Source organism: Mycobacterium sp. C31M (assembly GCF_053345865.1).
This window is the reverse complement of the sequence record NZ_JBKFAX010000003.1, coordinates 428,785-441,701: the sequence shown is the minus strand read 5'-3', so window position 1 is coordinate 441,701 and position 12,917 is coordinate 428,785. Positions and strand designations below refer to the sequence as shown.

Here is a 12,917-nt window from a genome sequence, read left to right as displayed (position 1 = left end):
GCCTGATGCATAGCGCCGCTCCCAAAGAGAACGTGCTGATCGTGCACTGGCATGACCTGGGCCGCTACCTCGGCGCCTACGGCCGCCACGATGTGGACAGCCCGCGGCTGGATCGGTTGGCCGCCGAGGGCATCCTGCTGACCCGCGCACACGCCACCGCCCCGCTGTGCTCGCCGTCGCGCGGATCGCTGTTCACCGGACGCTATCCGCAGAGCAACGGATTGGTCGGGTTGGCCCACCACGGCTGGGAGTATCGCGCCGACGTCCGCACCCTGCCCGACATCCTGGCCGAGTCCGGTTGGTACACCGCCCTGTTCGGCATGCAGCACGAGACGTCGTACCCGACCCGCCTCGGTTTCGACGAGTACGACGTGTCGAACTCCTACTGCGAGTACGTGGTCGAGCAGGCCACCGCCTGGCTGCGGCGACCGCCCACCGAACCGTTCCTGCTGACCACGGGCTTCTTCGAGACCCACCGACCGTACCCGCACGACCGTTATGACCCGGCCGATCCCGACTCGGTGGAACTACCCGGCTATCTGCCGGACACCCCGGAGGTCCGCCAGGACCTGGCCGACTTCTACGGGTCCATCACCGTCGCCGACGCCGCGGTCGGTCAACTGCTCGACACCCTGGCCGACAACGGCCTGGACACGAACACGTGGGTGGTCTTCATGACCGATCACGGGCCGGCACTGCCCCGCGCCAAATCCACGCTGTATGACGCCGGAACCGGGATCGCGATGATCGTGCGCCCACCGACCGGAGCAGGCATCACACCGCAGGTGTACGAAGAATTGTTCAGCGGGGTGGATCTGGTGCCCACGCTGCTGGAACTGCTCGGGGTCGAGGCACCGGCAGAAATCCAAGGACTTTCGCACGCGCAGGCATTCACCGCGAAATCACCAGAACCGGTGCGCGGCGAGGTGTATTCGACAAAGACTTACCACGATTCTTTTGACCCCATCCGCGCCATTCGGACCAAGGACTTTTCGTATATCGAGAATTACGCGGCCCGACCGCTTTTGGACCTGCCGTGGGATATCGCCGACAGCGCTCCCGGCGCCGCCGTCGGACCCCATGTCCGCAGCCCCCGACCGGACCGGGAACTCTACGATCTGCGGGTCGACCCCGGCGAGACCCACAACTTGTTCGACGCGCCGCTTACTGCGGAAACGGAGAAGGTCGCGCGGGATCTGGCGTTGCTGCTCAACGACTGGCGACAGAAGACCAATGACGTCATTCCTTCGGAATTCGCCGGAACCCGAATCGCCGAACGCTATACGCAGACATATAAGACCATTCTGGAATGGCCGGCCCTGAGTCGCGCCGCCAAGGCCGCCGACAGAGGCATCGAACACCAATCCAAATCCGCGCAATAGTTAAACTCACGGTGACGTGAATAGCCCGTCTGCGGGCCAAAACAATTGCCGTTAGAGTCTCGCCCATGGCCCACCCGAAGGCGTATCTCGTCCTCGCTTCGCAACGCAGCGGAAGCACCCTGTTGGTGGAATCGCTGCGCGCGACGGGTGTCGCCGGTGAGCCGCAGGAGTTCTTCCAGTACCTGCCGTCGACCAGTCAGTCACCACAGCCGCGGCAGTGGTTCGCCGGGGTGCAGGACGAGTCCATCCTGCGACTGCTGGACCCACTCGACGAGGGCAAACCCGACCTCGCGCCGCCGGAGATCTGGCGTGACTACATCCAGACCGTCGGCCGGACGCCCAACGGGGTGTGGGGCGGCAAGCTGATGTGGAATCAGACACCGCTGCTGCTGGACCGGGCGGCCGGCCTGCCGGACCGTTCCGGTGACGGTCTGCTGTCGGCCATCCGCGATGTGGTGGGCAGCGACCCGGTGCTGGTGCACGTGTACCGGCCCGATGTGGTGTCCCAGGCCGTCTCGTTCTGGCGGGCCGTGCAGACCCGGGTGTGGCGTGGTCGGCCTGATCCGGTGCGCGACGCCCGCGCCGAGTACCACGCCGGTGCCATCGCGCACGTCATCACGATGCTGCGCGCACAGGAGGAAGGATGGCGAAACTGGTTCGCCCAGGAGGGAATCGAACCGATCGACATCTCCTACCCGTACCTGTGGCGCAACCTCACCACCGTCGTCGCCACCGTCCTGGAACAGCTCGGACTGGATCCGCGGCTCGCACCGCAACCGGTCTTGGAACGCCAGGCCGATCAGCGGTCCGACGACTGGGTCGACCGCTACCGCATCGACGCCCACCGAGAGGGACTGCCGACATGACCACTCTGACGCAGGTAGACGAGCTCCGGCTGTTGGAGGCTGAAGCGGTACACATCATCCGCGAGGTGGCCGCCGAGTTGCAGCGCCCGGTGCTGCTGTTCTCCGCGGGTAAAGACTCGATCGTGCTGCTCCGCTTGGCGGAGAAGGCCTTTCGCCCCAATCCGTTACCGTTCCCGGTGCTGCACGTCGACACCGGGCACAACTTCGACGAGGTCGTCGAGTTCCGTGATCGACGCACCACCGGTGTCGGGCACAAGCTGATCGTCGGGTCGGTGCAGGAGACCATCGACAGCGGCCGGGTCGCCGACCCGGGACCGGGTGCCTCCCGGAACCGGCAGCAGACCCGCACCTTGCTCGACGCGCTGGAGGCCGGCGGTTTCGACGCCGCGTTCGGCGGGGCACGTCGGGACGAGGAGCGGGCCCGGGCCAAGGAACGCATACTCAGTTTCCGCGACGAGTTCGGCCAGTGGGATCCACGCGCACAGCGCCCCGAGCCCTGGTCGCTGTACAACGGGCGGATCCGAAAGGGCGAGCAGGTGCGGGTTTTCCCACTGTCGAACTGGACCGAGATCGACATCTGGCGTTACATCGAGCTGGAAAACCTTGAGCTGCCCTCGATCTACTTCGCCCATGAGCGTGAGGTGTTCGAGCGGGACGGCATCCTGCTGGCGGTCTCGGAGTACGCACAGCCGACCGGCACGGAGCGGGCCGCCGTCGAGTGGGTGCGCTACCGCACCGTCGGAGATCTGACGATCACCGGTGCGGTCCGCTCAACCGCGACCACCATCGACGGTGTCATCACCGAAATCTCGGCGGCCACCGTCTCCGAGCGGGGCGAAACCCGCGCCGATGACCGGACTTCGGTCGCCGCAATGGAAGACCGCAAGCGGGAGGGTTATTTCTGATGAGCGAAGCGAAGAAGAACGCGGGCGAAAGCTGATGTCCACACGTCAGCTACTTCGCATCACCACCGCGGGCTCGGTCGACGACGGCAAGAGCACCCTGATCGGCCGACTGCTGCACGACACCGACAGCCTGCCGCTGGACCACCTGGAGGCGGTCACCGACTCCGACGGGGTGGCCGACCTGGCCGCGCTGTCGGACGGTCTGCGCGCCGAACGCGAGCAAGGCATCACGATCGATGTCGCCTACCGGTTCTTCTCCACCGAGACCCGCAGCTACATCCTGGCCGATACACCCGGTCACGAGCGCTACACCCGCAACATGTTCACCGGCGCCTCCAACGCGCATGTGGCGATCCTGCTCGTCGATGCCCGCGCCGGGGTGCTGCGCCAGACCCGTCGGCACGCCCGCATCGCAAAGTTGCTGGGCATCAAGCACTTTGTCGCCGCGGTCAACAAGATCGACCTGGTGGATTTCGACAAGGACCGGTTCGCCGAGGTGGAAGACGAGCTGCAGTTGGTGGCCGACCGACTCGGTGGTGCCGAACTGTCCGTCATCCCGATCGCCGCGAAGCTCGGCGACAATGTCGTACACCGCTCGGACAACACCGGTTGGTACACCGGCCCCACCCTGCTCGAATACCTGGAAGCCGTGGAGCTCTCGGCACCGCACCCGGAGCCGGCGAGCCTACGGTTGCCGGTGCAGTGGGTGTCGCGGCCTTCTGCTGAACAGCGTCGCCGCTACACCGGCCGGCTGTCCGCCGGAACCCTGAGCGTCGGCGACACCGTGGTCAGCCTGCCTGCCGGTACCCGTTCCACCGTCACGGTGGTCGACACACTCGACGATGACCGCACCACCGCCGTTGCCCCGCTGTCGGTATCGATCGAACTGGCCGACGATATCGACGTCGGGCGCGGCGATGTGTTCGTCAGCGCCGCCGAGAACGCGGAACTTCCGGTGCTCGCCCGCGAGCTGGACGCCACGGTGTGCTGGTTCCTGGACGACGCGCTGCGTGCCGGTGACCGCCTGGCGCTCAAGCAGGGCACCCGCACGGTGCGGGCCACCGTGCAGGAACTGCACACCAAACTCGACCCCGAGACCCTCGACGAGGTCGACGGTCCGGTCGAGTTGGCACTCAACGACATCGGGGCCATCACCCTGCGCACCAGCTCGGTAGTGGTGGCCGACTCGTATGCCGACAACCGCGACAGCGGCGCCTTCATCCTGATCGACGAGGTGTCCAACGACACCGTCGGCGCAGGCATCATCTCCGAGCCCCGTGAGGTCAAACCCAGCGGGCACAACCGCTCCGATATCAAGTGGCATCCGTCCTCGCTGGACCGCGAATACCGCTGGGGCAAAACGGGTCAGCGCGGGGCCACCATCTGGTTCACCGGGCTGCCGGCATCCGGCAAGTCGACGCTGGCCGTGGCGGTCGAGCGCGCGCTCGTCGAATCGGGCCGCGTCGCCTACCTGCTGGACGGGGACAACCTGCGCCACGGCCTGTCCGATGATCTGGGTTTCTCGGCCGGTGACCGCGCCGAGAACATCCGGCGCGTGGGGCATCTGACCCGCCTGCTCGCCGATTCCGGTGTGGTGGCGCTGGCCTCACTGGTGTCCCCGCTGAAATCCGATCGGGACCTGGCCCGCACACTCAACGACGCCGCGAAGCTGCCGTTCCTGGAGGTCCACGTCGCGACGCCGGTCGCCGAGTGTGAACGGCGCGACCCCAAGGGCCTCTATGCCCGGGCCCGCGCCGGTGAGCTCAAGGGGCTCACCGGGATCGACGCCCCGTACGAGGCCCCGGAGAACCCGGATCTGGTGGTCGACACCACCGACGCCGATATCGACGACCTCGTCGCCAAGGTCATCGCCCTACTCGACTGACTGCGATTTGTGGAGTCTTAGCCGTAACCCTTACGGCTAAGACTCCACAAATCACCGGGTCTGTGCGACGACGAACACCCGCCGGAACGGAAAGAACGTGGTTCCGTCGGGCCGCGCCGGGTAGGCCTGCGCCAGCATCGGGATGATGGCCTCGCGGTAGCGCTGCCAGTCCTGCTCGGACAGCCGTTCCCGGACCTGGGTCAACGCCGTGCCGGTGATCCAGTCCAATACTGGCTTGTCACCGCGTAACTCGTGCAGATACGTGGTCTCCCAGGCGTCGACGGCGCATCCCGCATCGGTCAGCAACCCGGCATATTCGGCAGGCGTGCCGACCACCTCGGCGTCCCGGAACGGCATGTCGCGCAACGCATCGGCGAACTCGGCGCTGCGCGCGACCTCGCGCACTGCCTCATGTGAGGGGGCGTAGAAGTTGCCCGGTACCTGGAAGGCGATGCAAGATCCCGGCGCCAGCTGCCCGGCCCAGCGCACCACCAGCTCGCGGTGCTCCGGGACCCACTGCAGGGCGGCGTTGGAGATCACCACATCGGTATCGGCCTCGGGCGCCCAGTCGGCGATACCGCCCAACCGCACATCGAGACCGCGTTCGGTGGCCGCGGCCACCATCTGCGGCGAGGAATCCCAGCCCTGCACCACCGCGTCCGGCCAGCGCTGGGTCAGGGTCTCGGTGAGGTTGCCGGGCCCGCAGCCCAGATCGGCCACCCGCCGCGGAGCACTCGCCGCGACCCGGTTCACCAGATCGAAGAACGGACGTCCCCGGTGGTCGGCGAAGGCGAGGTAGACATCCGGATTCCACATACCCCCAGTCTCCCCCACTGCCGCGGATGACAGGATCGTTCCCGATGGATGAGACAGCCGAGGTCCGCACGATCTGGGAGCAGCTGAGACTGCCCGGGATCATCGACGTGCACACACATTTCATGCCCAGGAACGTCATGGACAAGGTGTGGCGTTACTTCGACGATGCCGGGCCGTTGACCGGTCGGGCCTGGCCCATCACCTACCGCGATGACGAGAGCCGGCGGCTGGCCACCCTGCGCGGTTTCGGGGTGCGGGCGTTCACCTCGCTGGTCTACCCGCACAAACCGGATATGGCGGCGTGGTTGAACTCCTGGGCGGCCCAGTTCGCCGCCGCAACCCCGGACTGTCTGTCCACCGCCACCTTCTTCCCCGAACCCGGCGCCGCCCGGTATGTCGCCGCGGCCATCGACGGCGGCGCGCAGGTCTTCAAGGCGCACGTCCAGGTCGGCGCCTACGACCCCACCGACGCCCTGCTCGACGATGTCTGGGGTGTGCTGGCCGACGCCGGGATCCCGGTCGTCACGCACTGCGGGTCCGGGCCGACCCCCGGCGTGCACACCGGGCCGGACCCGATCCGGGCCGTGCTGGCCCGCCACCCGCGACTACGCCTGATCGTCGCCCACATGGGCATGCCGGAATACAGCGATTTCCTGGACATCTGCGCCGAGTACGCCGGGGTCCACCTCGACACCACCATGGCGTTCACCCCATTCGCCGAGGCGGCGATGCCGTTCCCGCCGCAGGACCATCCGCGGTTGCGCGAACTCGGCGATCGCATCCTGTTCGGCAGTGATTTCCCCAACATCCCGTACCGTTATGCCGAGGCCATGCGGGTCATCGGCGAACTGCCCGGTGTCGACGAGCAGTGGCTGCGCGGGGTGTTCCACGACAATGCCGCCGCCCTGTTCGGTTTACATCCGCACGTCTGACTGACACGCCCGCCCGGACCGGGCTACCATCGGCGGACCCACGGAAGGCCGGCCAGAAAGGGCAGCGCCGTGACCGAACCCGCACCCATCGATCCGCCGATTCCCGTCCCGGACGTTCCCGGTGCCGATGCCACCGCCCGCGGTCTACCCCGGCGGATCGACCTGACCCGCCGGCAGCGCCTGGTGGTCGATGCCTCGGCGATCGCCGATCTGGCTCTGCGCACCACGGTGGCCTCCATCGTCGGCGCCGCCATGGTGCCGCGACTGGCGGGTGCCGCCCTGCATCCCGGCTCCGTGCACGACGAGGACGAGGCGCTGCAGTTCTACATCGACCTGGCGGCCCGGCAGGATCCGGAACTGTCGTTTCCGGCCTCCACCACACCACCTCGGGTGTCCACCCGACCGGCGAACCTGTTGGCATCGTGGGTGGCGCACGGTGCGGTACACAACATCCGGTTTCAGAGCAGCTTCCAGTCGATCAATCCGGCCTTGCGCGCGCAGCGAGCCTCCTACGCCCGCAACAACGTGGTGCACGCCCAGCATTGGGTGCACGGTGACGGTCCGCGCCCGACATTGTGCCTCATCCACGGGTTCATGGGGTCGGCATACCTGTTCAACGGTTTGTTCTTCGCGCTGCCGTGGTTCTTCCGGTCCGGCTATGACGTGCTGCTCTACACCTTGCCGTTCCACGGTCAGCGGGCCGAACCGGGTTCGCCGTACAGCGGTTACGGCTACTTCGCCGACGGAATGGCCGGTTTCGCCGAGGCGATGGCCCAGGCCGTGCATGACTTCCGTTCGGTGATCGACCACCTGGAGTACACCGGCGTCGACCGGATCGCGCTGACCGGCATGTCGCTGGGTGGTTACACCTCGGCATTGATCGCCGCCGTCGACGACCGCATCCAGGCGGTCATCCCGAATGTCCCGGTGGTGACGCCGGAGGCCGCGTTCGACGATTGGTTCCCCGCCAATATGCTGGTGCGCCTGGGTAATCGGCTTACCCATGTCGACAAGGCTCGGTCCGACGCGGCGACACGGTTCCACTCACCGTTGAACTATGCGCCGCTGGTGCCCAAGGAGCGCCGGCTCATCATCGCCGGCCTCGGCGACAAGCTGGCGCCGCCGCAGCAGGCCGAACTGCTGTGGCGGCACTGGGACCGGTGCGCCTTCCACTGGTTCCCGGGCAACCACGTGTTGCACATCAGCCAGCCGGACTACCTGCGCCGGATGACCCGCTTCCTGCGGCCGTTCATGTTCTGACGGAGTGTCCGACCCAGCGGATCTCGTCGACCAGGGTGCCCACTGGCTCATGTCCGGGAAGCCGCTGCGGTGCAGCCGGATTCAACGCATCTAGCGTCGCGCGCTGCCGCCCGCCGAGTGTGGCCAGCCCCTCGACCGGGTGCGTGCCGGGCTTCTCAGCAGTGCGCACCGCCGCCACCGCGGCCACCGTGTCGGTGCCGAATTCCACCGCGGTCCAGCGTTCCTCGGCCGGCTGCGCCCAGATCGCCTGCAACGCATCGGGCAGTGCCGCCGCCGGAATGCGGTATGCGGTCAGCATCCCGGATTCGTCGGTCAGCGCCCGCCAGGTCTCCTTGGCCCCGTCGGACACCGGTCGGGGCGCGTCGTCGATCGGTGTCACGGTCCAGCCACCCTCGCGGAGGTGATCGGCCAGCCGGCGACCGATGACATCGACCGTGTCGTGCAACGGGATCCGCGCCGAACGTGCCTGCAGGGCCGACAGGTTCTGCGTCGCGTCCAACGTCAGGCTGACCCAGTTGCTGCGCACACCACCCAGGTCGCGGCTGGTGATCCGAACCTTGTCCAGTCGCAGTCCGTAACGGTCGGTGTACCCGGCGATCAGGCCGACCGGCAGTTCGTCATCCAGCGGGTCCTCGATGCGCAACACCACGGTGGCCCGCTGCCCGTTGTCGCGGTGCGTCGCCCCGCCGTGGTTTCCGCGCCAGATGGCCCACCGGCGCGCCAGCTTGGTGGTGGCGAATTCTCCACCCCACCAGGCGAACAGCACGATCACGGCAGCGATCGTCACACCGAGCACCCACTGCCCGGTGACAGTCTGGAACGGGTAGGCCAGGGCGGCTGCCACGATGAAGAGCGCCGCCAGGGCGAGTCGGGCCGTCATGCGGCGTTGTCCTTCCGTCGTTGGGCGGCGACCACTGCGGTCAACGCAGCCACCAGGGCCAACAGGCCCGCTCCGATATAGGCGATATTGCGTCCGGTGTGATCCGGCTGGACCGGATCAGGCGGGGCCGCAACCTCTCTCGTCGTGTCGGGAGCACTGCCCGGGCCGGGGACATCCCAGGTCAGGGCGGCCACCGGATCGATGGTGCCGGCGCCCACCAGCGACGACGGTGAGCGGTCCGCGCCACGGGCGGTCACCGTCAGACGGCGCACCACCTGGGTGGCCGACAGTTCGGGAAAGCGACTGCGCACCAGGGCCGCAACCCCGGACACGTAGGCGGCGGCGTAACTGGTCCCTGCCACCGGTGTCAGCTCACCCTTCTCGTTGGGTTGGCCGTTGGCCAGCCCACCGTCGGGACTGTTGCTCACCGAGGTGATGTTCTCCCCCGGCGCGGCCAGGCCCACCCACGGGCCGGACATGCTGAACGGTGCAGGCGAGCCGCCCGGGGTCAGTGCCCCCACCGACAGCACATAGGGCTGCCACCACGACGGGGTGGACACCGAGGTCACCCCCGCCCAGTTACGCGGATCGTCGGGCCGGTTCATGTCAACGGGCGGGTTTGCCGCACAGGCGGTCCCGCCCGCAATACCACCACCGGTGTTGCCCGCGGCGGCGACGATCACGACATCGCGTTCCACGGCGGCGTACCGCAGTGCCGCGCCGAGCGCACTCTGGTCGATCGAGGTGGTCGCCGGAACGCAGGCCACCGAGGAGATGTTGATGATGCGGGCGCCCAGGTCGGCGGCGCGCACCACGGCGCGGGCCAGTGTCGCGATGTCATTGTTGGCCTCGACGATCACCGGATCCTCACCCGGCTGGTTCGGCGAATACTTGCCGGAGGTCTGCCGGATCGAGAGCAGTTGCGCCCCAGGTGCGATACCGGAGAATCCGTCCGCTCCGGGTTGGCCGGCGATCAGACCGGCCACCATGGTGCCGTGGCCGTCGCAGTCGGTCAGGCCGTCGGTGTTGGCCACGAAGTCACCGCCGGATTCGACGTTGGGCAGCCGCGGCCCGGGTTGCACACCGGTGTCGATGACGGCGACAGTCTGGCCGTCACCTCGGCTGTACCGCCACGCATCGGCCAGGTTGAGCGACAACTGATTCGGACTCGCCACCGCGGGATCGGTACCCGGTATGACTCCGGTGACCGTGCACGCGCTGCGTTGCGCCATCGGCTGTACCGGGCCGGCGGTGCCCGGTGGGGGCGCAACGGCGGGGTCCACCTCGGGCGGGGTGACGGCCCCCGCGGCCGGGTTGGCCACCAGGGCGACCATGACCGCGGCGACGAGAGTCGCGCCCGTCCCCCTGCGATTTCGGCGCGTAAACGTACGCCTCGCGTACGAAAGCGCGCCGAAATCACAAGTCATCGGTTCAAAACCCATTCGAACAGTCCGAGCAGATAGGCGGCCACCGGGATCACCGAGGCGTCGACTGCGGCGGCCAGGAACCCGAACAGTCGGCGCATCGGCAGCGAGTAGGTCTCCGGGTCCGCGACCCGCGGGTTGAGCGCAGCGATGATCCAGAACGCCACCACCGCCACCAGCGCGCCGAGCGCCCACCAGGCGGCCGCATAACGGTCGGTCAGCGCGAACACCACCAGCAGCCCGGCGGGCAGCAGGAACGACTGGCTCAGCAGCCACGCCTTGCACGAGGTCGAGTCCCACACCCGGGCCCGAAGTGTCGTGCCCAGTGCGGCCACCACGACCAGCACCCAGGCCCACGGCGACACCGTCTCGGCGCCGGCCAGGATCAGCGAACCCGCCACCGACAGCAGCACTCCCGCGGCCAGGAACCCGGTCTGGTGGGCGTCGGTGACCCGGATGCGCCGCGGCAGGTCCTCCAACACGCGCAGCGGCTGCGCCGACGGCGTCGGGTCACCCGGTGCCGGGATGACCGGGACGGGCAGCCGCGCCCACAGCGCCGACAGCCGCGCGGCCTGCACGGTGATCAGCAGGGCGAAGACGATCAGACCGGTGCCGGTCCGGATATCGGTCATGTCCCAGATGGTGGCCAGCGCGGCGAACAGCGCCACCCCGACACCCAGCACGGTGGCCGCGGTGAAGGCGGCGATGGCGCGTTCGAAGACGACGATGCTGATCACCGACCAGGCGGCGACACCGGCAGCGGCTAGCAGGACCTGCGACGCCCCGAGATCACCGGGCACCGCCAGACCGAAGGCGGCTGCGATCGGGGCCAGGGCGGTCAGCGCCAGTGCGGTGCCGAGCCCGGGGTGCCGCACGCGCGCGGCGAACGATGCCACCACCGCGACCGCGGCCAGCCCGGCGACGGCGAACAGACCCGCGGCGTGCCCGGTGGCCAGCCGCACGGTGGTGGCCAGCACGGTGCCCAGCAGCAGCAGCGCGATACCGGCGATCGCGGCGGCCCGCTGGATCTGGGTGTGTCCCCACGGCCGTTCCCTGGCCGCGGAGAAGATGACAGCCGCGTCGGCGATGTCCTCGATGATGCGCGGAGCGGCCGGTCCGGCCGGCATCTCCTGCAGTGCCAGCAGATCGCCGTCGACGACGCCGACGGTGTCCAGGGTGGCGTCCAGGCTGAACGGGGCACCGCCGATGGGCGCCAGGCTGAGCCGCGCCGGGGCGTCGGTGCCGTCGCCGGCGGGCAGCACGGTGCGCTGCACGGCGGGGATGATCTCGCGCAGCGGCAACTCGGCGGGCAGCGCCATCTCGGTGAGCCGGCCACCTCCTGAGGCTGTGTCGCCGGAGGAGGCGGCCAGCACGGCCACCCGGACGATCGGCATCACAGTGTTGTCGGGCATCGGTCTTCCGTTCTCTGGTCGAAATCTCGGTTGTGCTTGTCCTGGAAACGATCGCCGCTCGCGTGCGTGGGGAACCACGATCCCGTCGGCAGGGTGGTGATGAGTCTGTCGACCGCGACGGCGATGGCCGATGCGGTTCCGGGAGTGAAGGTGGACACCCATTCACCGTCGAAGGCCTTCGACGGGTGGACCAGGATGCGGCCCGCTTCGGAGTCCAGCACGCTGACGCCGACATCGGTGCTGACCCGGTGGCCGTCGCGGTGTTCGCCGGCCACGATCTCGACGTAGCTGCGCGGCGCGGTGAAGACGGCCTCGACCACGGGCCGAGCCGAGGACGGAATCCCCAGATACTCAAGCACTTCGGTCAAGTCGGCTCCAGCTCTCAGTTTCTCGTCGGCGCGGGCACCGGCACGGACGGGTACGGTGAAATCAGGGAAGGTGGCGGGGCGGCGTCCGGTCAGTCCGGCCACCAGCACCGGCACGAGGTCGTGCGGGGCCAGCAGGTCCATTGCGGTGAACGTCACCAGCCCGCCGCTGCGCAGGGCGACGACGGTGGCGCCGTCGCGGCGCGCGACGATTCCACGCAGCATGTCGCCGCGCGCCGAGACGATCCGGAGCTCGAGCCATTGCCGCGCCTGGCAGGTCTGCTTGATCCACTGCACGACAGCAGGATTGATGACCCCGCTACCGGACATCACCCCCAGCGCCCTCAACTCGGCGACACGTTCGGCGGCGAACGATTCGGCGGCCGACGGCTCGCTGTAGGGCGGCGTGATCGCCAGCACCCACGGAAACGACCCGCAGCCAACCGATTCGGCGATGAACCAGGCCTGCTCTGCGGTCAGCTCGACCGCGTTAGCAGCCATCTATCCCCATTTGGCGCCTTCTGCCCGGTCCCGGGCGTTCATCGAGATGGTGTTGGTCTCGTGGGTACTGGCCATCGCCTGGTAGGCGCGCACCAACTCGGCCAGGCTGGCGTTCCACTGAGCCTGCCAGGCCTGATAGGTCATCCCGGTGTCACCCTGCCAGGCACCGGCGAGGGCGGCCTGCTCGGCGGCGATATCGGCGCCGACGGTGTTCAACGCGCCCGCGTAGCCGTTCATCTCGGCGGACAGGCCCATCATGGCCGGGTAGTTGTACATGATCTGAGACATA

12 protein-coding genes are annotated in these 12,917 nt (G+C 68.2%); 6 read left to right on the top strand and 6 right to left on the bottom strand.

The genetic code is table 11. The features are described 5' to 3' along the window. Nucleotides 1-5 precede the first annotated feature (5 nt). From ACLBYA_RS06995 to cysC, 4 genes are all read left to right on the top strand, one after another. Nucleotides 6-1,382: a sulfatase family protein gene (locus tag ACLBYA_RS06995; protein ID WP_447708623.1), complete on the top strand. Its 1,377-nt coding sequence runs from the start codon at nt 6-8 to the stop codon at nt 1,380-1,382. 65 nt (nt 1,383-1,447) lie between these two features. Next, a complete protein-coding gene (gene stf0 / locus ACLBYA_RS06990; protein ID WP_447708622.1) occupies nt 1,448-2,248 on the top strand; it encodes a trehalose 2-sulfotransferase in 801 nt (266 codons plus the stop codon). Further along, nucleotides 2,245-3,153, top strand: coding sequence for a sulfate adenylyltransferase subunit CysD (gene cysD / locus ACLBYA_RS06985; protein WP_447708621.1), 909 nt, complete (start codon nt 2,245-2,247; stop codon nt 3,151-3,153). The genes stf0 and cysD overlap by 4 nt, the downstream gene beginning before the upstream one ends. 34 nt (nt 3,154-3,187) lie before the next feature. Beyond that, nucleotides 3,188-5,038: an adenylyl-sulfate kinase gene (gene cysC, locus ACLBYA_RS06980; protein ID WP_447708620.1), complete on the top strand. Its 1,851-nt coding sequence runs from the start codon at nt 3,188-3,190 to the stop codon at nt 5,036-5,038. 51 nt (nt 5,039-5,089) lie between these two features. Here the strand turns inward: cysC and ACLBYA_RS06975 are convergent, their stop codons facing one another. Then, nucleotides 5,090-5,854: a trans-aconitate 2-methyltransferase gene (locus ACLBYA_RS06975; protein WP_447708619.1), complete on the bottom strand. Its 765-nt coding sequence runs from the start codon at nt 5,852-5,854 to the stop codon at nt 5,090-5,092. Nucleotides 5,855-5,898: 44 nt separating this feature from the next. Between ACLBYA_RS06975 and ACLBYA_RS06970 the strand changes: the two genes are divergently transcribed. Both ACLBYA_RS06970 and ACLBYA_RS06965 read left to right on the top strand, forming a co-directional pair. After that, complete coding sequence (locus ACLBYA_RS06970; RefSeq protein ID WP_447708618.1) at nt 5,899-6,786, top strand: amidohydrolase family protein; 888 nt, start codon at nt 5,899-5,901, stop codon at nt 6,784-6,786. A gap of 69 nt (nt 6,787-6,855) precedes the next feature. Beyond that, nucleotides 6,856-8,046 (top strand): alpha/beta hydrolase family protein, encoded by a 1,191-nt coding sequence (locus tag ACLBYA_RS06965; protein ID WP_447708617.1) that lies wholly within the window; start codon nt 6,856-6,858, stop codon nt 8,044-8,046. On the opposite strand, the gene eccE is transcribed toward ACLBYA_RS06965, so the two are convergent. The 5 genes from eccE to ACLBYA_RS06940 all read right to left on the bottom strand — a co-directional run bounded on the left by eccE (nt 8,036) and on the right by ACLBYA_RS06940 (nt 12,916). Further along, complete coding sequence (eccE, locus tag ACLBYA_RS06960; RefSeq protein ID WP_447708616.1) at nt 8,036-8,926, bottom strand: type VII secretion protein EccE; 891 nt, start codon at nt 8,924-8,926, stop codon at nt 8,036-8,038. The two genes, ACLBYA_RS06965 and eccE, sit on opposite strands and share 11 nt — an antisense overlap. After that, the gene (gene mycP, locus ACLBYA_RS06955; protein WP_447708615.1) at nt 8,923-10,260 is read right to left on the bottom strand and encodes a type VII secretion-associated serine protease mycosin; all 1,338 of its coding nucleotides are present in this window, start codon (nt 10,258-10,260) and stop codon (nt 8,923-8,925) included. Before mycP ends, eccE begins: the two co-directional genes overlap by 4 nt. Before the next feature lie 89 nt (nt 10,261-10,349). Beyond that, entirely contained in the window at nt 10,350-11,762 is a 1,413-nt protein-coding gene (gene eccD, locus ACLBYA_RS06950) for a type VII secretion integral membrane protein EccD (RefSeq protein ID WP_447708614.1), read from the bottom strand. Then, the gene (locus ACLBYA_RS06945) at nt 11,744-12,628 is read right to left on the bottom strand and encodes an ESX secretion-associated protein EspG (protein ID WP_447708613.1); all 885 of its coding nucleotides are present in this window, start codon (nt 12,626-12,628) and stop codon (nt 11,744-11,746) included. Before ACLBYA_RS06945 ends, eccD begins: the two co-directional genes overlap by 19 nt. Beyond that, nucleotides 12,629-12,916, bottom strand: coding sequence for a WXG100 family type VII secretion target (locus ACLBYA_RS06940; protein WP_447708612.1), 288 nt, complete (start codon nt 12,914-12,916; stop codon nt 12,629-12,631). It abuts the gene before it with no gap. Nucleotide 12,917 lies beyond the last annotated feature (1 nt).